Here is a 20,773-nt window from a genome sequence, read left to right as displayed (position 1 = left end):
GGAATTACTTCACTGCTGCCGGATATGTCGCAGGTTAAAGGCGGGACGCTTTAGCACGCGCTCCTCGACTGATGCGCCAACGCGCGCGGGCGCGCGCATCGAGGCGTCAGATCGTCATCTTGGCGTGGTTAGAAATGGAGCCTTGAGAAGGATGGTGCCGCTGAAGGGACTCGAACCCCCGACCCCATCATTACGAATGACGTGCTCTACCAGCTGAGCTACAGCGGCATCCTTCTCGTGCAGAACCCTACTATGGCCCTACTAGAACTATTCATGTGCCGCGAACTCTTTGGTTTCGCAAGTCATTCTCGCGGGGACCCGCTACTTACGAATGACGTGCTCTACCAGCTGAGCTACAGCGGCGCTCTGACCGGCAATTGGCCGGTTCGGCGCGGCATAGCATCGCCCGGACTGCTCGGAAAGACCTATTTTTTGTTATCGGCCGTGGTTTCTGCCTCCACCTCTTCCGCAGCTTCCACGCCGTCTTCGGGCGGCAGGATTTCGGCGTCGGCGACCAGTTCGATGGCCTCGGGCAGCTTGGGCGCGGGCGCGTCGGGGTCCTCGGGGTCGGGATCGATGACCGGCTCTTCCAGCTTGCCGACCAGCAGCGGCACCATCTGTGGCGACATCAGGCTGGTCAGTTCGGCGGTCGGTGCGGCACGCCAGACCAGGGAGTCAAAGGCGCCGCAGCTTTCGCAGACCGGGGCCCATTCGGCATGGATCTGGTTGCAGTTCTCACAGGTCCATTGCGGCCCGCGCGGCGCCGAGACCGCCCGCATAAGCCAGCCGCGCACCACCGCGTCGGGCTTGCCTTCGCCGCGTTCGATGGCGGCCATGATCGTTAGGCTGCGGGCATCCGGGCTGCTGATCGCCAGATCGCCCAGCGCGCGGCGGGCGGTTGGGAAATCCTCGGCAGCGATGTTCAGCTCGGCCAGCAACAAACGGGTTTCACGGTCTTCGGGATGCGATTTGGTCAGGGTCCGCATCCGCTTCAGCCGGGCGCTGGCGGATTCATCCGGGTCAATCGCGGCAAAGGCGGCGGCCAGATCGGGATGCGGGGCGACGTCCCAGGCTTTCTTCAGCACCCGCGCTGCGTATTTGGCCTTGTCCTGTTCGACATAGGAGCGCGCCGCCATCACCGCCGCAGGCACCAGATCGGGCGAGAGCCGGTTGGCCTCGATCGCGGCCTCGCGCGCCTCGATCGAATGGCCTTCCTCAAGCACGCCACGCGCCTCGGACAGGGCCAGGACCGCGTCGCGGCGACGGTGAAGATCGCGCGGCATGGCGCCGTGGCGCAGCTTGGCGTTCAGGGTGGCGCGGGCACCCTTCCAATCCGAACTCTTGGCCTGCAATTGCAACAGGGTGTCCTGCACCTCGCGGTGCGCCGGTTTGATGGCAAAGGCCTTTTCCGCCAGCTTCAGCGCGGTTTCCAGATCGCCGTCGGCCAGCTTTTGTTTCATGATCCCGCGCACCCCGACAAAGCGGGTGCGATCATCGGCCAGCAGGGCCTTGTAGGCCTCTTCGGCCTTGCGGCGGTCGCCAATCATCTCGGCCGCCTGGGCGGTGACGAGATTGGTCAGTTCCGGAGAATCGAGCAGTTTCTGCGCCCGCGTCGCCTTGGCCATCGCCAGCCGCGCCTCACCGGAGGCCAGGGCAATCATGCCTTCGCGCAGAGCCTGAAACCCCTTGCGTTCGCGATTGCGGTCGAAATAGCGCGACAGCGAGGTTTCGTCGCCATTGATGAATTTCAGCACCGCGATCAGCAGGCCGAACAGCTTGAGGAACAGCCAGACCGCGAGGATCATCATCACCATCGCGATGACCGCCTTGAGCGGGGTCAGGTTCAACTCGGTCCCGCCAAAGGCGATGCGCACCCCGCCGTCCATCTCAAGCAGGTAACTGGCGCCCAGGGTGGCCACGGCCACGATCAGCACGAAGAGGATGATTTTGACGAGCGACCAGAGCATGCGGTGATCCTGACTTACTTGGCGTCGGCCCGGGCCAGTGGCCCGAGCGGTGAGATTTGGGTCAACCGGCGTTCAGCGCGGCGGACAGGTCTTCGGCGGCGGCGACGGCGGCCTGGCGGGTGCTGGCGTTGGTCATCCATCCGGACATTTCGGCGCGGGCCTGATCCGGCAGCGCTTCAAGCTCGGCCAGGGTGTCGCCCAGGCGCCCGGCCTTCAGCGCCGATTCCGCCCGTGACAGGATGGCGTCGGCGGTGTCGCCCGAGCGCGGCTCGAGCGAGCGGGCGCCGAGCAGATCGCGCAGGAAATCCCCGACCGAACGCTTGTCGTCCCCACCGGTGGCCCGCGCCGCAGCCAGGGCGCGGCGCGCCGCCTCAGGATAGGCATCGCGCAATTTACCCAGCGACGCGACACCGGTGCTGGCGGCGGTGACCAGCGCCTCGGGCACCTGCTGACCGGCGGCTTGCAGATCGGCCAGCGCGGCGCTGTAGGGGGTGCCGTTGTCCAGTGCCGACAAGATCCGGGTCAGCGCGGCACGGCGCAGTGTCGATTCAGCGGTGGCGCTGGCATCGGTTTCCATCTGCCTGGCCTCGTTGATCAGTGCCTCGACCTCTTCGCGCTGTTTTTCCATCGCCGCGCGCAGGCGGTTCACTTCTTCCTCATAAGCGGCAATTGCCGATTCCGAGATGCCCTCGCTGATCGGACGCTTTTCGATTTCGATGATCCGGGCGTTCAGCGCCTCGACCGTGCCTTTGGTGGCGTCAATCCGGCCCGACAGCGCATTGATCTGGCCGGCGACCTCGTCGATCTTGTCGGCGACCGGTGACAGATCCGGACCCGCCTCGACACTGTCGCGGAGTTCGGCCAGCGCGGTGCCGGTTGCGGTCTGCTGGGCGCGCAGGGCCGCAAGCGCCGCTTGATCCTGGCCGCTTTGCTGACCGAGATAGACATAGGCCGCGCCGACGATCAGCGCCGCTGCGATCAAGCCGCCAAGGAAGCCAGGCAGAAAACCGCCGCGCCGCTTGACCGGCGCCGGGGCCGGGGCCGGTGGCAGGATGTCGTCAATGGGGTCAGCGGCTGGCTCATCGGCGGCATCCTCCGCGTCCGCCTCCGGCGCAGCCTCGGGTTCGTCGTCGGTCGCGGCGTCGATCTGATCGTCGGACTCATCGCCGTCATCGCCCGGCGCGGCATCCTGCGGCTCGTCCGCGCCCGGTGCCAGACTGTCATCCGTGGCCGCATCGTCCTTGGCCTCGTTCAGATCGTCCGCTTTGGTTGCTTCGGTGTCAGTGGATGCTTTTTTGTCCGCCACGCTGCGACCCCTTCGAATCTATTTTGCTGCTGTGCAGCCACACGACATTACGCGCCGGTCCCGTCACCCTCAACCCGCGCTGCGCGGTGCCAGAGGCTGACAACCGACTCTAACATAGAGTCTGCATCCGGATGCGCGGCAATGACGCATATTGTCCGGGGCAGCGGGCTGATCGCCTCGGCGACGGCCTGACTCATCGCCACGATATAGAGGCGAGCGGTAATTGTTTCACCCCCTGTCAGCAATTGAGCGCTGCGCGGCGAAAACACCGGCAGCACCAGCGCATCACTGCCGGTGAGGCAGGCCCGCGCCGCAGCGTTCAGGGTTTGGGCGGCCTGGTGATAGACCACCTGACCGCGGGTCGGAATTCCGGCAGAAGTCAGCTCATCCGCCAGATTTCGACGCAGATGCACGCCATGCGGATGCAGCCAGCGCCCTTCGGGCCGGTCGCGCAGGATCATTTCCAGCAAAGAGGCGGCATCGCCTTCGGCCGCGCGCGCCTCCAACCCCAGATCGCGCGCCAGATCCGCCGTTGCCGCGCCGACGCAATAACAGGGGCGTGCCGGACCATGCAGATCGGCATAGGCCCGCACGGCATTGCGTGAGGTAAAGATCAGCCCGTCGATTGCCGCCATATCGGGCAGGGCGCCGACCGGATCAATCTGCATCACCGGCGAGGTCACAATCCGCACCTCACCCAGCCGGGCGCGCAACGCGTCGGCAAATCGCGCCGCATCTGGCGCGGGCCGGGTCAGCAGGATCACCGGCGGCATCGGGGTATCGCAGTTGTTTGCATGACGCTTGGGTGTTACCTGCCAGACAGCAGTGATGCAACGGACGGGATGATGAAGGCAGAGCGCGTCATACTGGGGCTGGAAAGCAGTTGCGACGACACCGCCGCCGCCGTCATCGCCGGTGCGCCCGGTGCCGCGCGAATCCTGTCGTCGGTGGTTGCCGGACAGGGTGAACTGCATGCCGAATTTGGCGGGGTGGTGCCGGAAATCGCGGCGCGGGCGCATGCCGAAAAGCTCGATATCTGTGTGCGGCAGGCCCTGTCACAGGCCGAGATGCAGCTGAGCGACATTGATGCGGTGGCGGTGACCGCCGGGCCGGGGCTGATCGGCGGGGTGCTCTCGGGGGTGATGTGCGCCAAGGGAATCGCCGCCGGGGCCGGATTGCCGCTGATCGGGGTGAACCATCTGGCCGGTCATGCGCTGACCCCGCGCCTGACCGATGGCGCGACCTACCCCTATCTGATGCTGCTGGTCTCGGGCGGTCATTGCCAGTTCCTGATCGTGCGCGGCGCGCAGGACTTTACCCGGTTGGGCGGCACCCTCGATGACGCCCCCGGCGAAGCCTTTGACAAGACCGCGCGGCTGTTGGCGCTGCCGCAGCCCGGTGGCCCGGCGGTCGAGGCCGAGGCGGCCCTGGGCGATCCGCGCCGCTTTGCCTTTCCGCGCCCGCTGCTCGACCGGCCCGGCTGCGATTTCAGCTTTTCCGGCCTCAAGACCGCCTTGCTGCGCACCCGCGACGGGGTGATGGAGGGCAACCGCCTGCGCCGCCGCGACCGTGCCGATCTCTGCGCCGGGTTTCAGGCCGCAGTGGTCGATGTGTTGGCGGAAAAGACCCGGCGGGCGCTGGCGGTCTATCTCGACAAGGCCCCGGCAGACCCGCTGTTGGCGGTGGCTGGCGGCGTCGCTGCCAATCAGGCCATCCGCGCCGCGCTGGAAGAGGTCGCAGAAGCGGCAGGCGCAGCGTTTCTGGCGCCGCCGCTGGCGCTCTGCACCGACAATGCGGCGATGATCGCCTATGCCGGGCTGGAATTGCTGACGCTTGGCGCGCTTGATGACATGACATTGATGGCGCGGCCACGCTGGCCGCTGGATCAGAGCCAGGCCGGGATGCTCGGCGGTGGCAAGAAGGGGGCCAAGGCATGATTGCGGTTATGGGCGCCGGGGCCTTTGGCACCGCGCTGGCGGTTTCGATTGCCCGGGGTGGCGTTCCGGTCACGCTCTGGGCGCGGGATCCGGCGGCGGCGGCGCAGATGCAGACCAAGGGTGAAAACCCTCGTCTGCCCGGTGTCGCCCTGCCCGATGGTTTGAACGTGACCGCAGAAACAGGCTCCATCCTGACCGAAGTGCCGATCTTGCTGGCCGCGCCGATGCAACAGCTGCGGGCGATGGCGACGACGCATCGGGCGGTGCTGACCGGGCATCCGCTGATCGCCTGCTGCAAGGGGATCGAGCTGGCCACCGGGCTCGGCCCGGCGCAGGTTCTGGCCGAGGTGCTGCCGGAGGCGGTGATCGCGCTGCTGACCGGCCCCAGCTTTGCCGCCGATATCGCCCGTGGATTGCCAACCGCGCTGACCCTGGCCTGCGCTGATCCAGAGGCCGCCAACCGGTTGCAACGGCTGCTGACCACTCCCAATCTGCGGGTCTATCGCAGCGACGATGTGACCGGCGCCGAAACCGGTGGCGCGATGAAGAACGTCATCGCCATTGCCTGTGGCGCGGCGATGGGGGCAGGATATGGCGAAAGCGCGCGGGCTGCAGTGATGACCAGGGGCTATGCAGAGATGCTGCGGCTGGCGCTGGCCCGCGGGGCACGGGCGGAAACCCTGGCCGGGCTATCGGGACTGGGCGACCTGGCGCTGACCTGCACCTCCGCGCAGTCGCGCAACTATGGCTTTGGTCAGGCTCTGGGCCGTGGCGACGGCTTTGACGCCGCGATCACCGTCGAGGGCGCGGCGACGGCACGCGCGGTGGCCGAGGCCTCGGCCCGGCTGGGCGTTGAGATGCCGATCACCAGGGTGGTGGTGGCGTTGATCGACGCAGAGATTGACATGGAGCAGGCCTTGGGGATGCTTTTGTCCCGACCGCTCAAGGAGGAATGAAATGCTGATTGCCCTGATCGCCCGCGACAAGCCCGGCGCCCTGCAGGTCCGGATGGATAACCGTGCCGCGCATCTGGCCTATATCGACGCGACTGGCGTGGTGGCCCAGGCTGGGCCGCTGCTGGACGAAGCTGGCGACATGTGCGGATCACTGGTGATCCTCGACGTTGCCGATCGGACCGCCGCGCAGAATTGGGCCGACAATGACCCCTATGCCAAGGCCGGGCTGTTTTCTGCGGTTGAGCTGATCGCCTGGAAAAAGGTCATCGGCTGATGCGCTATTGGCTGTTCAAATCCGAACCCTCGACCTGGGGCTGGTCGGACCAGGTCGCCCGTGGCGCGGCGGGCGAGGAATGGGACGGGGTGCGCAATTATCAGGCCCGCAACCACATGCGCGAGATGAAGCTCGGCGATCTCGGGTTCTTTTATCATTCGCAGAAAGACAAAGAGATCGTCGGCATTGTCGAAATCTGCGCCGAGGCGCATCCCGACAGCAGTACCGATGACAACCGCTGGGAATGTGTGGATATCAAGGCGGTCCGACCGATGGTGAAGCCGGTGAGCCTGGCCATGTGCAAATCCGACCCACGGCTGGCCGATATGGTGCTGGTTCACAACACCCGCCTTTCTGTGCAGCCGGTGACACCACAGGAATGGCACGTGATCTGCCAATTGGGCGATACACTGGCCTGATCTGTGCCGGTAACCCAGTCGGCGCATAGGCAAACCTGGAGAAAGACTATGAGCTATCTGGCAGTTCTGGCCTCCGCCGCCGCAGGGTTCGGCATCGGAGCGCTCTGGTATATGACATTCGCGGGTGCTTGGATGAAAGCGGCGGGGATCGAAACCGATGACAAGGGCCAGCCTGTGGCCGACGGCAGTTTCTGGTCATTCGTCGTCTCGGGCATCTGCATGATCCTGGTCGCCGGCATGATGCGCCATGTCTTTGCGATGGCGGGGATCGACGGGATCAAACAATCCCTGGTCGCGGGTCTGGGTGTCGGCGCGTTCTTTATCACCCCCTGGGTCACAATGAACTATGCCTATGCAATGCGGCCAAAGGTGCTGTCGGTGATCGACGGCGGCTATGCGATCTTTGGTTGTGGTGCGATCGGTCTGGTGCTGGGCCTGTTCTGAATCGCGCGGAAGGCCAATAAGCAGACGTAATAAAAACGGAGGGTTCGGTCAGACCAAAACCCTCCGCCGCCCCACCTGCTCCCTAACAGGTTGCTGAACGAGCCCTGCCTCGACAGGGCTTTGAGAACATGGTTCACCCTTTGGGCCGCACCGACGGGATGAGGATGCGCGGGACGGACGAGACGAGCGGGCCGCGGTTCACCCTGACAATAGCCGCCAACCACCTCGCCAGACCACCCCCGGTTGCGTGCCGCATGACGCGGAGAGACGGCCCACGGGGCACATGTCGAGCCGCCAAAGGGCATCGCGATCAGGCGAAACAGCCCTGATGCGGGGACAGTCTTCCTGATAAGGGACTGTTTCGGCACCCTGTTAAGTCCACGTCCAGCGGGGTCAGACATTCCGCCAGACCGGTCGGCAGTTCACCATAGAGCGCCGCGCCCGGCTCCAGGTCGGCGCCAACCGGGTCGAGCGTGTCGAGTTTGAGCCCCAGATCACGCGCCGCCACCTGGGCCCGGGTTGGGTTGAACTGCGGTTCGCCGAACAGACAGACCACATCCGCCTGCGCCACCAGCGACTGAACCGGGGCGATGTCGGTAACCACCGGCGGCGGATCGGTACGCAGCGGCGACGCGAAGGCCAGGGTAAGGAACAGGGCAGTAATTTGGGGAATCGGGCGCTTTGAAATTCCATCTTTGGGCTGGCGCCTAGTAAGTGATAGATCATCATATATAAAGACATCACGGAACACCCCCGTCGGCTTTGCGCAGCATGCTCACGGCTTTGCCCATCGGATCGAGCGGCTAAACGCCTATATCGGCTGCGCCCTGCCCGATGCCGATCACGATCCGGCGTTCCTGATCTGTCGCAGCTGTGGCCATGTAGCCGAGGCGACAGCCGCCTCTCCAATTGGCGCCGACAGTGGCTTTGCCATCGAAATCACGGTGGTCGAAGCCGAGGGGCTGTACCCCGCTTGCCGGGAGTGACCCGATGACCCGCCTGATCACCACCCACGGGTTAAGCGCCGCCTATAACCGCCAGATCGTGCTGCGCAGTGTCGATTTCAGCAAAGCCGCTGGTGAGATCGTGACCATCGCCAACCCCAACGGGTCCGGCAAGTCGACGCTGCTGCGGCTGCTGGCCTGGATTTTCCCAGCCAGTTCCGGCAGCATCACCCGCATGCCGGGCCTGCGCATCGGCTATGTGCGGCAAGTACTTCATATCGACCCGACCTTGCCAATGACAGCGCCGGTTTCTTGACCTGCCGCATCGAGTCGGCACCGATCAAGCGCTGGCCGCGCTGTCGGGAGCGGGGCAATTGCAACCGGTGCTGCTGGCCCGGGCCCTGTTGCACGATCCGCATGTGGTGATGAGCGCCTCGGACCGGGTGATTTGCCTGAATGGTCATGTCTGCTGTGAGGGCGTGCCCGGACATGTCTCCTCGGCCCCGGAATACCGCGGCCTGTTCGGGCCTGGCACAGGGGGTGCGCTGGCGATTTACCGGCACGAATATGATCATACGCATGAGAATGGAGACGACGGCACACATGACCATACTTATCCGCATGGCGACTATCATGATCAGCCGGAGGCGCCGCCCGGCCCCTGGCGCGCTCGCCCGAACAGAGGGCGATTGCCGCAACGCTGGGCGGACTCTGGCTGGCCTTTGCGCTGGACACGCTCGCCGGGCCGTCGATCGTCGCGGTGGCGGTGTTGACCTTTGCCATGACCACCGGGCTGGCCCGGCTGCGCGGCTAAGCGCGCAGCGCCCGGATGTCCAGCGCCTCGGCCCGTTGAGGATCGCCAGGTCGAGTGCCGCCTGGGCCGCCGAGTTCTTGCGCGTTTCCCGCCGTAAAAAATGAAAATGCGACGCAATACGTCGCATTTTTTCACAGCAGCCCGGAGTCCCGACGGTGCTAGAGCGCCAGTTCCGCCGCCGCCTGATCGAGCGCGGCCTCGACCACATCGACCATTTCGTTGACCTGCGCCTCGGTGATGATCATTGGCGGGCAGAAGGCCAGCGCGTCGCCCATCGCCCGTGAGATCACCCCGCCCTCGAACATCAGGCCGGCAACCTTGGCGCCCAGCGCACCGGGCTTTTCCAGCGCCACCTTGGCCGATTTGTCAGTCACCAGTTCCAGCGCCGCGATCAATCCAACACCGCGATGTTCGCCGATCAGCGGATGCCCGGCCAGCGCCGCAAGACGTTTCTGCATCACCGGCCCGACCGCGCGGACATTGCCCAGCAGGTCACGCTCCTGGATGATCTTGATGTTTTCCAGCGCCACCGCCGCCGCCACCGGATGACCGCCTGCGGTAAAGCCATGGCCAAAGGTGCCGATGCGGTTGGTTTCATCGGCAATCGGGTCGAACACCCGGTCGTTCAGCATGATTGCCGAAATCGGCAGGTAAGAGGATGACAGCTGTTTCGACATCACCATGATATCCGGCTGCATGCCGAAGCTTTCGACGCCCCACATATTGCCGGTGCGGCCAAACCCGTTGATCACCTCATCCGCGATCAACAGGATATCGTATTTCTTCAGCACCGCCTGGATCGCCGCCCAATAGCCCTTGGGCGGCACGATCACGCCGCCGGCGCCCATCACCGGCTCACCGATAAAGGCGGCGATGGTGTCCGGGCCCTCGGCAAGAATCATCGCCTCAAGCTCGGCAGCACGGCGGGCGCTGAACGCCTCTTCGCTTTCGCCAGCCTCGGCCTCGCGCCAATGATGCGGGCTGCCGGTGTGCAGGAACCCCGGCAAGGGCAGGTCGAACGAGCCATGGTTCGCGGGAAGCCCGGTCATCGAGGCCGAAGCAACAGTGATGCCGTGATACCCCTTGATCCGCGAAATGATCTTTTTGCGTTGCGGCTGGCCCATGGCATTGGCGCGATACCAAATCATCTTGACCACGGTGTCATTCGCTTCAGAGCCGGAGTTGGTGAAAAACACCTTGGACATTGGCCGGTCGAGCTGCGGCGCCAGCTCGATCAGCTTTTCCGCCAGTTCCACCGCCGGTGTGTGCGACCGCATCGCGAAGGTGTGGTAATAGGGCAGTTCGGCCATTTGCTTGGTCGCCGCCGCCACCAGCCGCGGCTCGGAAAAGCCTACGCCGACCGACCACAGGCCGGACATGCCTTCGATGTATTTCTTGCCGTTCACATCCCAGACATGCACGCCTTCGCCACGCGCCATCACCACCGGACCGTCACGTTCCAGGGTGCGGGCATCGGTATAGGGGTGCAAATGGACACGGGCATCCCGCGCCTCGATGGAATTCGGCAGATGGGTCATGTGCGGTCCCTCTCGCAAGCGTGACAGTCCAACCGAGTTGTCCTGCCATCACCCACAGAGTCAACCGCAGCGGCGCCGATTTGACCTCGGACCGCCGCGATATCCGATCAGGTGGCGGCGCTGGCCTCACCGGCGCAGCGGGCGCTATTGTCCTGCTCCAACATCGGATTCTCGCGACTGGCGGTGAAATCGCCGCGCACATGATCCAGCCAATAGCCGAAATAGCTTTTGTCGACTGGGTGGTTGAACACCTCGGGGGCACGACGGCGCAATTCCGGCAGCCGGGTCCAGGGCACCCCGGCAAAGGTGTGGTGTTCATTGTGATAGCCGGTGTTGAACAGCAGCCAGTTCAGCCAGCCGTAGTAAGACCGAGTCGGCGTTATCTCGTCGGTGCCCTGATGTTCGGACAGCGACTGGCCCAGATTCCAGATGCCGAATTTCCCCAGGAACAGCGACAACGCCCAGAGATGATAGAGCAGCGCCCAGGGACCGAACAGCGCCAGCAAGGTGATGTTGGACAACGCCGACACCACCATGAACAGCCGCATCTGCGATTTCGGCGGCTGCATCGCGCCGATATGCCGGTCCGGGTCGCTCTGCGGCCGATGGCTGGCCCATTTGTTGACCCGGCCGATCAGTGCGTCGCCCACGATCGTGCCCAGCGGCAGCAGATGGATGAACAGCACAAAGCCGGTCAAAAGGTGCTGAAGGCGCGGATTTTCGGACCTGAGCATCATCCGCGATTGCAGCGCGCAGATGTCTTCGTGTTCGTAATCGCGTTCGTAATCGCCGATATAAGGATGGTGGCTGCTGATGTGTTCGTATTGATAAATCAATTGCTTGCCGTAGGACGATAGGATCCATTCCAGCCCGATGTCAAAGCCCAGCTTGGCGCGGTCGCCAGAAAAAATCAGCTTGTGCGCGGTCTCATGTGCAAGTGACCCGGCGGCGTGAATGGCAATCTGGCCGACAAAGAACGCAGCGATGAAGATCACCCAGATTGGCGCATCCGACACCGCCCAGGCCATGCCCCAATGCACCGCCAGAATCACCGGCAGCGCCAGGACCGTCAGCGGCTGGGTGCCGGTCAGCTTGCGCAGCTCAGGGTGATCAGACACCGCGTTGCGCCGCATCTCCATATGTCGCCGCGCCTGGGGCGAGATACGTGACCGGCTTTTTTTCCCGTCCTCGATCGTGTCTTTCACCTCATACCTCCAACGAAGTTTGACTTGCCGCAACGACAGCCTAGCCCTCCATCTTACGATAGCGGACAAGCGGTGTCACCCGCGCGGCACGAACCAAGACGCGCGGCGCAAACTAAGAAGAATTGCCTCCAAATGGATGTTAGTCTAGATATACCTATGGTTGTATCTGCGTTCGACTGAAGACCGCGTGATGTGAACGGCAAGTTAGGAGAAATCTATGGACATTTCCACATTGTTTTCGCTGAAAGGCCGAGTTGCCCTGATCACCGGCGGCTCGCGCGGTTTGGGCAGGCATTTTGCCGAGGCCTTTGTCGATTCGGGGGCCAAGGTCTATATTACTTCGCGTAAGGCCGACGTCTGCTTTGCCACCGCCGAAGCGATTGGCGAAAATTGCATTGCGCTTCCCGGCGATGTTTCGACTTTGGTCGGAATCGATGCTCTGGTCGCCCAGTTGAAAGAACGCGAAGACGGGCTCGATATCCTGATCAACAATGCAGGCATCGCCTGGGGCGAAAGCTTTGATGAATTTTCCGAAAAAGGCTGGGATCGTTCGCTTGACCTGAATCTGAAATCGCCGTTCTTCATGATGCAGAAACTGCGCGGAATGCTCAAGGCGCGGGCCAGCGCCGAACAGCCCGCCAAGGTGATCAACATCGCCTCGATCGACGGGCAACGCCTGAATCCCTGGGACACCTATGCCTATCATGCCTCCAAGGCCGGGCTGATCTTTCTGACCCGCCGGGTCGCGGCGGAATTGGTCAGCGATCACATCAATGTCACCGCCATTGCACCTGGCGCCTTTGCCTCTGAAATGAATCAGGCGGCCCGTGACCACGCCGAAGACGTCGGCAAACGTATTCCCGCCCGACGGATCGGCAACCCCGAGGATATCGCCGCTGCCGCGATCTATCTGGCAGCCCGCTCTGGTGACTATGTGATTGGCAACACCCTGACCGTCGATGGCGGCATCGTGAACGCAGAAATCGGAGGGTCAATAGACAAATGACCAACCCTAATCCCAAAGAAATCACGATCCGCGAGGCGACCGCTTGCGATATCATTGCTTTGTGGCAAACCCTATCCGTCGCTGCCTATGAGGGCAGCGTCTCGGCGGCCCGGGCGCTGCCCTATGTGGCAAGCCACCTCAAGGATTGGCCCGGCGACGGCGAATTCGGTTTTCTCGCCTATGACCCGGACGGCGCGTTCCTCGGGGCCGCCTGGATCCGCCAGCTTGCGCCGGATGAAGAGCCGGTGTTCTCTGCCGGGGAGCGGATCCCCGAAATCTCGATCGCTGTGATGCTTGAGGCGGTCGGACGCGGTGTCGGCACCCAATTGATTGCCTATCTGACGGAAGAGGCGGACAGGCGCGGCACCGAGATGTGCGTCAACCTGCGTGAGGATCGTCACTCATTCGGATTACTGGTACGCTACGGCTTCGATCTGGTGCCCGGATCTCAGCATCAGAACCCCGACGGCAGTCTTTCAATTGGGATGATTCGGCGACCAGCGGTCAGTCGGACCCAAATAAATCGCGCGTAAAGACTTTTTCCGCCACATCCGCCAGATCATCGGTGCGCCGATTGGCAACGATCACGTCAGCCGCGGCCTTGAACGCCTCAAGGTCGCGGACGACCCGGGAATTGTAGTACGTGTCCGCCTCCAGAGCCGGCTCATAGACGATCACCTCGATCCCCTTGGCCTTGATCCGTTTCATGATTCCCTGAATTGAGCTTTGCCGGAAATTATCCGACCCTGCCTTCATCACAAGACGGTGAATGCCGACCACCCGAGGCTGCATTGCGACCACCCTTTCGGCAATGAAATCCTTGCGGGTTCGGTTCGCATCGACAATCGCCTGGATCAGCACCTGCGGCACCTCGGTGTAATTGGCCAGCAATTGCTTGGTGTCCTTGGGCAGGCAATACCCACCATATCCGAATGATGGATTGTTGTAATTCGACCCGATCCGCGGATCATACCCGATGCCGTCGATGATCTCGCGCGAGCTCAACCCATGGCTGAGTGCATAGCTGTCCAGCTCGTTGAAATAGGCCACCCGCATCGCAAGGTAGGTGTTGGCAAACAGCTTGATCGCCTCGGCCTCGGAACTGCCGGTGAACAGCATCGGCACGTCCTCGCTCAGCGCGCCTTCGCGCAGCAATCCGGCAAAAACCCGGGCCCGCTCGCTGTCCTCGCCGACCACGATTCGCGACGGGTGCAGGTTGTCATAGAGCGCCTTGCCCTCGCGCAGGAACTCAGGGCTGAAGATGACATTGTCACAGCTCAGCCGCTGGCGGATCTCGGCGCAGAATCCCACTGGAATCGTCGATTTAATCACGATGGTCGCGGCCGGATTGATCCGGTTCACATCCGCGATCACCGCCTCGACCGAGGTGGTATCGAAATGGTTGCTGACCGGATCGTAATTGGTCGGCGTCGAAACGATGATGAAATCGGCGCCGCTATAGGCGGTCTCGGGCGACAGCGTCGCGCTCAGCCGCAGCGGCACGCTGGCGAGGTAATGTTCGATCTCGGGGTCGGCGATCGGGCTGCGGCGGTCGTTGAGCGCATTCACCCGGTCTTCGGAGAGATCCAGCGCCACCACCTCATGCCGCTGCGCCAGAAGAACCGAAACCGAAAGCCCGACATAGCCGATACCGGCGACCGCGATTTTCATGGCATATCCCTGTATCTATCCGCCGCCAAAGCCGCGCGCACCCCCAGATCAGGGGACCAGATCCACGTCCTGTCTATCGCGCAATGCGATGCCGATTGCCAGTCTGTTCGGCAACAGCCGCCGCCCGGGCTGGCGTGATTGTCCGTCGTCAGATGTTTTGGGCCAATTGTCGGCCAGAGCCAAGAGAGGGTCTGTCTCATCTGGTTGGTTTGATTGTGCGGCGGAATTTCGGTGAAGCAAGCGTCGCGTTTCGATGGCGTTTCGTTTGTTCCTTCCTCGTTGTTGCAGGATGGTTTGGCCGGGTCGTCTTGTCCTGGGACTCGTCGGCTACCGACAGAACCACATAGGCCGGGCTGGTGATCAGATCGTAGGACTTCAGGATGCGATACACGGAAGCCTCTGACACAAAATACTTTTCGGTGACAGTGAACTGCACGGCCAACTCGCGCGGTGACAGATCGCTTTCCTTCAGGGCCAGGTCTTTGATCTTCTCGCGCACTGGCTCCGGGATGCGGTTCCAGACCCGCGACGGCCTCGGGCTGCACTCCTCAAGCGCTTCCGGCCCACCGGACAGATACCGGTCATAGCAACGATAGAAGGTGGGTCTGGGGATGCCGAGCCTGTCCAGCGTGGCCTGGTCGGCAAATGGGACTGTTCGACCAGGCGGATGATTTCCAGCTTCTCAGATGCGCCCTCTCACCGCTGCAAGCAGCGACTGCCGGGTAATAGATACCTCACTCGTCGTCGTCGCCATCCGCAATTATGCTTTTTGGAGCGGCCGCAGTTCGAGGGTCTGCTCGGCCATGACCTCCTTCGGATCATGGGCCTCTCGGCGCAGATCCTTGACCTTGATCGTCCATGATGTCCTCGCACAGCCCCGCCAGCGTCCAGCGTCGGAACGGCCGGTAGACGCTCGACCCCTTGCCGAATTCTTCAGGCAGGTCACGCCACGGCGCGCGATCCAGAAAATCCCATCAGGAACAAGGCGGTGGTTGAACGGTTTGCGCCCGTTCGGCGCACGGGCGACCAGGATAAACCGTGCAAAGAACGCCCATGCCTCATCCGGCACAAGGTCTCGTGCCAGGTTGGTCTCCATCGCAGATACCAGCTTGAATCATGCCTGCACTGCGATGCGAATTCCTTTTGTCAACATGACCTGGCCATCTTCGATCCGACAAATCTTGCGCAGTTGCATCGTCCTTCCTGCCCCTGCATATAACATGCAGATGTATAGGAGGTCCCGGATGACCAATTACCTCGACTTCGAACGTCCGCTTGCCGAGATCGAAGGCAAGGCTGAGGAATTGCGCGCCATGGTGCGGCAAAACCCCGAGGCCGATGTCGAAGCCGAAGCGGCGGCGCTGGACAAGAAGGCGACGGATATGCTGGCCAAGCTCTATAAAGAGCTGTCGCCCTGGCGCAAATGTCAGGTTGCCCGGCATCCCGACCGCCCGCATGGCAAGGATTACATCGAAGCGCTGTTTCAGGAATACACGCCCCTGGCCGGGGATCGGAATTTTGCCGACGATCACGCGGTGATGGGCGGGCTGGCGCGGTTCAATGACATGCCGGTGATGGTGATCGCCCATGAAAAGGGCAATGACACCAAATCGCGCATCGAACGCAACTTTGGCATGGCCCGGCCCGAAGGCTATCGCAAGGCGATCCGGCTGATGGAGATGGCGGGCAAGTTCGGCCTGCCGGTGGTGACGCTGGTCGACACTCCCGGCGCCTATCCCGGCAAGGGGGCCGAAGAGCGCGGCCAGTCCGAGGCGATTGCCCGGACCACGGAAAAATCGCTGCAGATCGGGGTGCCGGTGGTGTCGGTGGTGATCGGCGAGGGCGGATCAGGCGGAGCCGTGGCCTTTGCCACGGCGAACCGCGTGGCGATGCTGGAACATTCGATCTATTCGGTGATTTCGCCCGAGGGCTGTGCTTCGATCCTGTGGAAGGATGCCGAAAAAATGCGTGAGGCGGCCGAGGCGCTGCGGCTGACCGCGCAGGATCTGAAGCAGCTGGCGGTGATCGACCAGATCATCGCCGAACCTGTCGGCGGGGCGCATCGCGACAGTGCGACGACCATTGCCTCGGTCGGCAAGGCGATCGACGAGATGCTGGGGCAGATGCACAATATGTCCCCGCAACGGTTGATCGAGGACCGGCGCAAGAAGTTCCTCGACATGGGCTCGCGCGGGCTTGCGGCCTGACCCCGGCTAAAGCGGTTTCAGATTGCCGCGCCAAAGGCTGGCGATCCAGGCGATGACCAGCAGTGCCAGCCCGAGCCCGGCGGCCAGGCCGAGGGTCACCGCCGTTTGCGGTGCTCCCGCCACCCGCGCGCCAAGCGCCGTCAGCCCCAGCCAGGGTAGTGCCAGGGCCAGCAGGGTCCAGCCTCGACGCTGGCCGCTGGGCAGGCCCGGCCCCAGCCGGGCGCTGGCATAATCATAGCCACCATGGTTCGCCAGCAGCGGCAGGTTGCCGTAGCTGGCCTGGTTCAGCCAGGCCATGCGGAACAGGCCACCGATCACATCGCGGTTGTGGAAATAGGCATTGTGCGATTTGCCCGGCGCCGGAAAGCCATAGTTCTGCACATGCACGTCATCGACGCCCATGGCGCCATCGCCCTGGCCAACCGGGGAATGCAGCGCCCCGGCGATCAGGTCGGCATCGTCCCAGTAATTCACCCAATGCAGATGCGGTTTGCGGTTGCGCGCGAACGGCACCGCGCCGGTGTTGATGGTGAAATTTTCCAGCACCGAGATATAGGAATGCACCTTGCTGCGCTGGCTGCCAAAGAAATAGTGGATCTTGTCGATCGGGCTGCCCATCGTCACGAAATGCCGGATCTTGTCGAGCGGCACCGGCCCCGAGATCGGATCGGCACGGTTGTGGGCGCGGTTGTGCAATGACAGCGCCGACAGGGTGTCATAGGCCACCGATGTGCCCAATGAATGGCTGCTGATCAGCGCCTGGGTGCAGGCCGGATCCGCCAGCACATGGCGGATGATATCCGATCCCATATCCAGCACCTGATGCCGCCGCTCAAACATCGTGTCGGTTTCCGCATAGGTCGCCCAGGCCTGCACATCGCCCATCGACTCGTTCAGAAACCGGCTGACACCGATCAGCGAGGCGAGGCTGGCGGCAAGGGTGAGGGCGGTGCCCAGGGTCGGCTTGATCCGGTCGCCGAGGAGGCTGGCGATGGTGCCCAGCGGGCCGCCGCCACTGGCTGACGCGGCAAAGAGGTCAAGCAAGCGAAGGATCGACCAGACGATACCACCCGCCGATAGCAGCAACAGCAGCAACAGGGTGATCAGCACAAAGGCATTGCGCAGTTCGATCCACACCGCGTGCCACCACCAGGCCCGGGCCAGACGCTGCATCCGCGCCTCGACTTCGGGATGCGCCTTGAGGCCACGGGCGATCAGCGCCGAGAAGTGGCGGTAATAGCCACGCCCCTGTTCGCGCACCTCACGGACCCGCATGAACCGGGCATAGAGGCGCAGCATCCGATCGAAATCGCCGTCGGTCACGCCCTCGGGCCAGTTCTGGGGGCATTGGCGCAATTCCAGCAGCATCGACTCGCGCAACCGGCGGCGTTCCCACCAGGGGGTCAGCATCGAATAGATCGGGCGCAGCACCTGCGCGACCATCCATTTGGCGATGCCGATGGGCGAACGTGATCCGGCCATTGCCGGTGCCCAATAGCATTCATAGACCCGGACCTCGCCGCCACCGGCCTGCTGGCCTCGGCCACGCAGATGTTCGGTTCGGATATAGGTCACCACCTCGCCCTCGCGCTGACGGTGCGGTTCCTGCACCGGCTTGATCCCGACCAGGCGGCCTAGGTTCTGGTCCCGGTCGTGAAAGGCGTGGCTGAGGTAGCGGTCGATGGAATCGACCAGCCGACAGGGTTCTTCGTACCGGCGCTGGCTGCCCATGCCATGGAAATGCACGATGGCGGTATAGGGCGACCCATGGCCTTCGGGCGCTGCGGGCGGGGTGGAGCTGTTCATCTGGAATGACCCTATCGACGGGGCGCAGGACCCGGATCCTCCCGTTGAGGATGCCGCAGCCCCGGGTTTGGATCAACCTTTGGGTGAGTCTTTCCCGGGCAGAGCGGGACCGGGGCGGTCAGCGCCGGGCCGGGAAAGCTGGGCCGATAGGCCAGGCCCGGTGATGCGGGCCCAGCCGCACGGCGCGGAGACAGACGGAACCGCGAAAACCCGAGAGTGTCAGCCCGCTCACGACACCAGCATCCGCAGCCCCTGGGTCACGTCCGAGCGCACCGCCAGCCGCAGGCCGGGCTCATCCCCGGCCTTCAGCGCGGCGATGATATGGCGGTGATAATGCGGTGCCTCGCGGCGCTGGGCGCGGCCATAAAGCTTGGCCATGGTCGGGCCGAGTTGCAGCCAGACGGTTTCCGCCATCGCCAGCATCGCCGGCGCCTGGGCGCGCAGATAGAGGGTGCGGTGGAATTCCAGATTGGTGCGCAGATAGCCAACCGGGTCATGCCGGGCCACCATTTCACCAATGCTGGAGTTGATTGTCTGTAACCGGTCGATCAGCGCCAGATGGGCACGGGGCAGGGCACGGCTGGCCAGTTCAACCTCGATCAGGGCGCGCAGGGCGGCCAGCTCCTCGATCCGTTCGTTGGACAGATCCGGAGTGGCGACCCGGCCCGAGGCCGAGAGGGTCAGCGCGCCTTCGGCCACCAGCCTCCGGATCGCTTCGCGCGCCGGGGTCATCGACACGCCGTATTCGGTGCCGATGCCGCGCAGAGTCAGCGGATGGCCCGGCGCGATTTCGCCATGCATGATGCGGCTGCGCAGACCGCGATACACCCGGTCATGGGCAGAGGGCGACGGATCGGGGCGTGGATTGATCAACATGGCCCGACTGTGATCACAAATCTCCGGGGCGTCAATCGGGGTTCTGGCCTGTGGGCGGTTTTGGTGGGGTCAGCCGTCGAAGCGATAGCCATGCAGACCGGCACCGTGGTCGCGCAGCCATTGGCGCGGCGCGGCATAGGGGCCATAGAGCTGTTCGACCAGTGCCCAGAAGGCCCGCGAATGGTTCATCTCGGCCAGATGTGCCACCTCATGCGCCGCGACGTAATCCAGCACTTCGGCCGGGGCCAGGATCAGCCGCCAGGAATACATCAAGCCGCCGTCGGCGGTGCAGGACCCCCAGCGCGACCGGGTGTCACGCAACGTCAGCCGGGCATAGTCGCGCCCCAGCGCGGCGGCATGCCGGTCCGAGGCGCTGGCCAGCCGGTCACGGGCCAATTCGCGCAGATAGGCCTGGATGCGCCGTGCGGCGCTGTCCGGCGCTCCGGCGACCAGCAACTCGTTTTCGGTCAGCCGCACCCCGCGCCCGGGGGCGGCGCAAATCGCACGGTGGATGCCCTCAACCGGGATGGTGGCGCCAATTGCGACTGTGACCTCTGGCGCGCGCTGGTCCAGATGGCCGCGCAGCCAGCTGGCTTTTTCGCGCGCAAAGGCCAGCCCTTCGCGGTCGCTGACGCCGCGCGGCAGGGTCAGCGTGACCCGCCCGTCGACGCCTGAGACCCGCAGACTGATCCGCCGCGCACGGGCGGATCGTTTCAGGTTCACTTCCACCGGGGGGGTGCCCGGCAGGATGTGCTGCCCCATATCGCTTGGTTCCCCAGACTGGCCGCGTTCAGGAAAGGCTTTGACAGCCTCAGCGGGTTATGGCAGGTGGCGCGGACCGTCGACAAGAGAAGACACGTCAGAAAGGGATTTCTATGCCCAAAGAAGAATGGGGCACCAAGCGCATATGCCCAACGACGGGTAAGCGTTTCTACGACCTGAACGCCAATCCGATTGTCAGCCCTTACACGGGTGAAGTGGTGACGATTGATGTGGCGCGTGGTCGGACCATCGCTGCGGATGCCGAAGATGCCGAGACCAAGAAACTGCGCGTCAAAAACACTGACGACGAAGGTCAGGTTCTGGATGATGACGACGACGAGGATGTCGATGTCGATCTGGGCGACGATCTGCTGGAAGATGACGATGACGAAGATACTGTTTCGCTGGATGACATCGCCGATGTCGCCAGTGACGATAACGATGACTGATCGCCATTCACCGGCCTGAATTCGATTCCGCAACGCCGCCCCTCAGGGCGGCGTTTGCATATGAAGACGACGGTTTTTGGGCTTGATCCCGCATCCGTCCTTCACTAGATAACCGCGACGGGCCAGATGGCCCGGTGATGGGGCCTTAGCTCAGCTGGGAGAGCGCTTGCATGGCATGCAAGAGGTCAGGGG

The 20,773-nt window shown here is 63.5% G+C and carries 19 protein-coding genes, 1 tRNA gene and 3 pseudogenes; 10 read left to right on the top strand and 13 right to left on the bottom strand.

Annotated features, from left to right (window positions below):
* Positions 1-152: 152 nt before the first annotated feature.
* The 4 genes from P1U48_RS16560 to P1U48_RS16545 form a co-directional block, all read right to left on the bottom strand.
* Positions 153-228 (bottom strand) — tRNA-Thr (locus P1U48_RS16560).
* A gap of 197 nt (positions 229-425) precedes the next feature.
* A complete protein-coding gene (locus tag P1U48_RS16555) occupies positions 426-1,967 on the bottom strand; it encodes a heme biosynthesis HemY N-terminal domain-containing protein (protein ID WP_301070263.1) in 1,542 nt (513 codons plus the stop codon).
* Between the two features lie 61 nt (positions 1,968-2,028).
* The gene (locus P1U48_RS16550) at positions 2,029-3,273 is read right to left on the bottom strand and encodes a hypothetical protein (protein WP_301070262.1); all 1,245 of its coding nucleotides are present in this window, start codon (positions 3,271-3,273) and stop codon (positions 2,029-2,031) included.
* Positions 3,274-3,320: 47 nt separating this feature from the next.
* Positions 3,321-4,046: a uroporphyrinogen-III synthase gene (locus P1U48_RS16545; protein WP_301070261.1), complete on the bottom strand. Its 726-nt coding sequence runs from the start codon at positions 4,044-4,046 to the stop codon at positions 3,321-3,323.
* Positions 4,047-4,118: 72 nt separating this feature from the next.
* Between P1U48_RS16545 and tsaD the strand changes: the two genes are divergently transcribed.
* The 5 genes from tsaD to P1U48_RS16520 are packed head-to-tail and all read left to right on the top strand — an operon-like array spanning position 4,119 to position 7,303.
* Positions 4,119-5,210 (top strand): tRNA (adenosine(37)-N6)-threonylcarbamoyltransferase complex transferase subunit TsaD, encoded by a 1,092-nt coding sequence (gene tsaD / locus P1U48_RS16540; protein WP_301070260.1) that lies wholly within the window; start codon positions 4,119-4,121, stop codon positions 5,208-5,210.
* Entirely contained in the window at positions 5,207-6,166 is a 960-nt protein-coding gene (locus P1U48_RS16535) for an NAD(P)H-dependent glycerol-3-phosphate dehydrogenase (protein ID WP_301070259.1), read from the top strand. The genes tsaD and P1U48_RS16535 overlap by 4 nt, the downstream gene beginning before the upstream one ends.
* A gap of 1 nt (position 6,167) precedes the next feature.
* Positions 6,168-6,440 carry a YciI family protein gene (locus P1U48_RS16530; protein WP_301070258.1) on the top strand — a complete coding sequence of 91 codons (273 nt, stop codon included), beginning with the start codon at positions 6,168-6,170 and terminating at the stop codon, positions 6,438-6,440.
* The gene (locus P1U48_RS16525; protein WP_301070257.1) at positions 6,440-6,859 is read left to right on the top strand and encodes an EVE domain-containing protein; all 420 of its coding nucleotides are present in this window, start codon (positions 6,440-6,442) and stop codon (positions 6,857-6,859) included. The genes P1U48_RS16530 and P1U48_RS16525 overlap by 1 nt, the downstream gene beginning before the upstream one ends.
* Positions 6,860-6,907: 48 nt before the next feature.
* The gene (locus P1U48_RS16520; RefSeq protein ID WP_301070256.1) at positions 6,908-7,303 is read left to right on the top strand and encodes a DUF1761 domain-containing protein; all 396 of its coding nucleotides are present in this window, start codon (positions 6,908-6,910) and stop codon (positions 7,301-7,303) included.
* A 310-nt stretch (positions 7,304-7,613) separates the two neighbouring features.
* On the opposite strand, the gene P1U48_RS16515 is transcribed toward P1U48_RS16520, so the two are convergent.
* Positions 7,614-8,054: a hypothetical protein gene (locus P1U48_RS16515; RefSeq protein WP_301070264.1), complete on the bottom strand. Its 441-nt coding sequence runs from the start codon at positions 8,052-8,054 to the stop codon at positions 7,614-7,616.
* Positions 8,055-8,293: 239 nt separating this feature from the next.
* Here P1U48_RS16515 and P1U48_RS16505 point away from each other — a divergent pair.
* Positions 8,294-9,020, top strand: a pseudogene (locus P1U48_RS16505) (ATP-binding cassette domain-containing protein).
* A gap of 199 nt (positions 9,021-9,219) precedes the next feature.
* On the opposite strand, the gene P1U48_RS16500 reads toward P1U48_RS16505, so the two are convergent.
* Both P1U48_RS16500 and P1U48_RS16495 read right to left on the bottom strand, forming a co-directional pair.
* Positions 9,220-10,599 (bottom strand): aspartate aminotransferase family protein, encoded by a 1,380-nt coding sequence (locus P1U48_RS16500; RefSeq protein ID WP_301070255.1) that lies wholly within the window; start codon positions 10,597-10,599, stop codon positions 9,220-9,222.
* A gap of 107 nt (positions 10,600-10,706) precedes the next feature.
* Entirely contained in the window at positions 10,707-11,804 is a 1,098-nt protein-coding gene (locus P1U48_RS16495; protein ID WP_301070254.1) for a fatty acid desaturase, read from the bottom strand.
* A gap of 217 nt (positions 11,805-12,021) precedes the next feature.
* Between P1U48_RS16495 and P1U48_RS16490 the strand changes: the two genes are divergently transcribed.
* Complete coding sequence (locus tag P1U48_RS16490) at positions 12,022-12,810, top strand: SDR family oxidoreductase (RefSeq protein WP_301070253.1); 789 nt, start codon at positions 12,022-12,024, stop codon at positions 12,808-12,810.
* Positions 12,807-13,343, top strand: a complete 537-nt coding sequence (locus P1U48_RS16485) for a GNAT family N-acetyltransferase (RefSeq protein ID WP_301070252.1) — start codon at positions 12,807-12,809, stop codon at positions 13,341-13,343. Before P1U48_RS16490 ends, P1U48_RS16485 begins: the two co-directional genes overlap by 4 nt.
* On the opposite strand, the gene P1U48_RS16480 is transcribed toward P1U48_RS16485, so the two are convergent.
* The 3 genes and pseudogenes from P1U48_RS16480 to P1U48_RS16470 all read right to left on the bottom strand — a co-directional run.
* Entirely contained in the window at positions 13,315-14,481 is a 1,167-nt protein-coding gene (locus P1U48_RS16480; RefSeq protein WP_301070251.1) for a nucleotide sugar dehydrogenase, read from the bottom strand. The two genes, P1U48_RS16485 and P1U48_RS16480, sit on opposite strands and share 29 nt — an antisense overlap.
* A gap of 292 nt (positions 14,482-14,773) precedes the next feature.
* Positions 14,774-15,352: pseudogene (locus tag P1U48_RS16475) on the bottom strand (helix-turn-helix domain-containing protein); the annotation flags it as partial.
* Positions 15,336-15,577 (bottom strand): annotated as a pseudogene (locus P1U48_RS16470) (transposase); the annotation flags it as partial. The pseudogenes P1U48_RS16475 and P1U48_RS16470, both read right to left, overlap by 17 nt.
* A 148-nt stretch (positions 15,578-15,725) precedes the next feature.
* On the opposite strand from P1U48_RS16470, the gene P1U48_RS16465 reads away from it, so the two are divergent.
* Positions 15,726-16,688, top strand: coding sequence for an acetyl-CoA carboxylase carboxyltransferase subunit alpha (locus tag P1U48_RS16465; protein WP_301070250.1), 963 nt, complete (start codon positions 15,726-15,728; stop codon positions 16,686-16,688).
* A gap of 6 nt (positions 16,689-16,694) precedes the next feature.
* Here the strand turns inward: P1U48_RS16465 and P1U48_RS16460 are convergent, their stop codons facing one another.
* The 3 genes from P1U48_RS16460 to P1U48_RS16450 all read right to left on the bottom strand — a co-directional run bounded on the left by P1U48_RS16460 (position 16,695) and on the right by P1U48_RS16450 (position 20,132).
* Positions 16,695-18,494 carry a hypothetical protein gene (locus tag P1U48_RS16460; RefSeq protein WP_301070249.1) on the bottom strand — a complete coding sequence of 600 codons (1,800 nt, stop codon included), beginning with the start codon at positions 18,492-18,494 and terminating at the stop codon, positions 16,695-16,697.
* A gap of 228 nt (positions 18,495-18,722) precedes the next feature.
* Positions 18,723-19,370, bottom strand: coding sequence for a GntR family transcriptional regulator (locus P1U48_RS16455; protein ID WP_301070248.1), 648 nt, complete (start codon positions 19,368-19,370; stop codon positions 18,723-18,725).
* Positions 19,371-19,439: 69 nt separating this feature from the next.
* Positions 19,440-20,132 (bottom strand): SprT family zinc-dependent metalloprotease, encoded by a 693-nt coding sequence (locus P1U48_RS16450; protein WP_301070247.1) that lies wholly within the window; start codon positions 20,130-20,132, stop codon positions 19,440-19,442.
* A 113-nt stretch (positions 20,133-20,245) separates the two neighbouring features.
* On the opposite strand from P1U48_RS16450, the gene P1U48_RS16445 reads away from it, so the two are divergent.
* The gene (locus P1U48_RS16445; RefSeq protein ID WP_301070246.1) at positions 20,246-20,581 is read left to right on the top strand and encodes a TIGR02300 family protein; all 336 of its coding nucleotides are present in this window, start codon (positions 20,246-20,248) and stop codon (positions 20,579-20,581) included.
* Positions 20,582-20,773 lie beyond the last annotated feature (192 nt).

It is taken from the genome of Pseudooceanicola sp., from assembly GCF_029213205.1.
Taxonomy (GTDB): domain Bacteria; phylum Pseudomonadota; class Alphaproteobacteria; order Rhodobacterales; family Rhodobacteraceae; genus Pseudooceanicola.
The sequence above is the reverse complement of the archived record's forward strand: the minus strand, read 5'-3'. Positions and strand labels throughout refer to the sequence as shown.

Bases quoted from the DNA above. Each gene is read 5' to 3' on its own strand.
- P1U48_RS16555 (WP_301070263.1), bottom strand. From the start codon at position 1,967: ATGCTCTGGTCGCTCGTCAAAATCATCCTCTTCGTGCTGATCGTGGCC.
- P1U48_RS16545 (WP_301070261.1), bottom strand. From the start codon at position 4,046: ATGCCGCCGGTGATCCTGCTGACCCGGCCCGCGCCAGATGCGGCGCGA.
- tsaD (WP_301070260.1), top strand. From the start codon at position 4,119: ATGAAGGCAGAGCGCGTCATACTGGGGCTGGAAAGCAGTTGCGACGAC.
- P1U48_RS16535 (WP_301070259.1), top strand. From the start codon at position 5,207: ATGATTGCGGTTATGGGCGCCGGGGCCTTTGGCACCGCGCTGGCGGTT.
- P1U48_RS16530 (WP_301070258.1), top strand. From the start codon at position 6,168: ATGCTGATTGCCCTGATCGCCCGCGACAAGCCCGGCGCCCTGCAGGTC.
- P1U48_RS16525 (WP_301070257.1), top strand. From the start codon at position 6,440: ATGCGCTATTGGCTGTTCAAATCCGAACCCTCGACCTGGGGCTGGTCG.
- P1U48_RS16520 (WP_301070256.1), top strand. From the start codon at position 6,908: ATGAGCTATCTGGCAGTTCTGGCCTCCGCCGCCGCAGGGTTCGGCATC.
- P1U48_RS16500 (WP_301070255.1), bottom strand. From the start codon at position 10,599: ATGACCCATCTGCCGAATTCCATCGAGGCGCGGGATGCCCGTGTCCAT.
- P1U48_RS16490 (WP_301070253.1), top strand. From the start codon at position 12,022: ATGGACATTTCCACATTGTTTTCGCTGAAAGGCCGAGTTGCCCTGATC.
- P1U48_RS16485 (WP_301070252.1), top strand. From the start codon at position 12,807: ATGACCAACCCTAATCCCAAAGAAATCACGATCCGCGAGGCGACCGCT.
- P1U48_RS16480 (WP_301070251.1), bottom strand. From the start codon at position 14,481: ATGAAAATCGCGGTCGCCGGTATCGGCTATGTCGGGCTTTCGGTTTCG.
- P1U48_RS16465 (WP_301070250.1), top strand. From the start codon at position 15,726: ATGACCAATTACCTCGACTTCGAACGTCCGCTTGCCGAGATCGAAGGC.
- P1U48_RS16460 (WP_301070249.1), bottom strand. From the start codon at position 18,494: ATGAACAGCTCCACCCCGCCCGCAGCGCCCGAAGGCCATGGGTCGCCC.
- P1U48_RS16455 (WP_301070248.1), bottom strand. From the start codon at position 19,370: ATGTTGATCAATCCACGCCCCGATCCGTCGCCCTCTGCCCATGACCGG.
- P1U48_RS16450 (WP_301070247.1), bottom strand. From the start codon at position 20,132: ATGGGGCAGCACATCCTGCCGGGCACCCCCCCGGTGGAAGTGAACCTG.
- P1U48_RS16445 (WP_301070246.1), top strand. From the start codon at position 20,246: ATGCCCAAAGAAGAATGGGGCACCAAGCGCATATGCCCAACGACGGGT.